Raw genomic sequence first — 520 nt, 5'->3', positions numbered from 1 at the left:
AGCGCTACCACGAAGGCCGGGGCAGCCGGGGTAGGCTCGGCCGCCGCCATTAGTGCCACGTTGGCCCCTTCGCCGTGCCCGCGCAGGCCCAGGTAGCGCGTATCGAGCAAGCGGCGGGTGCGCACAAATACCAGCGCCGCCTGCGCGTCGCTCACCACATCGGCGGTGGTGGTGTTGAAGTGGCTGCCCTGTGACTGGCCCACGCCCCGGTCATCAAACCGCAACACGGCAATGCCGCGGCGGGTGAGGTGGTCGGCCAGCGAACCGAACAGGCGGTAGTCCTGTTCGGTCACGTCGCGGTCGTGGGGGCCCGAATCGGAGAGCAGCACCACGGCCGGAAACGGGCCTGGACCGGCGGGCGTGGTGAGCGTGCCGGCCAGCCGGATTTGAGCCTCTTTGTTATAAAAGCTGACTGCCTCTTCGCGGTAGGGCGGCGTGAGACGGGCCTTGCCGGCTACCGCGGCGGGCTTGGGAGCTTCGAGACGGCTTAGGGTGAGGGGCGCTTTCAGGCCCGGCTGGC

General features: G+C 69.2%; 1 protein-coding gene. It reads right to left on the bottom strand.

The window, feature by feature from the left end; translation table 11 throughout:
- The coding region (locus ACFQ2O_RS22525) for an alpha/beta hydrolase family protein (protein ID WP_377533301.1) at nucleotides 1–520 on the bottom strand (520 nt) is incomplete at both ends.

This window comes from Pontibacter rugosus (assembly GCF_042678745.1).
Taxonomy (GTDB): Bacteria; Bacteroidota; Bacteroidia; order Cytophagales; family Hymenobacteraceae; genus Pontibacter; species Pontibacter rugosus.
Note: the sequence above shows the minus strand (reverse complement) of the source record. Positions and strands in the feature narration are given on the sequence as shown.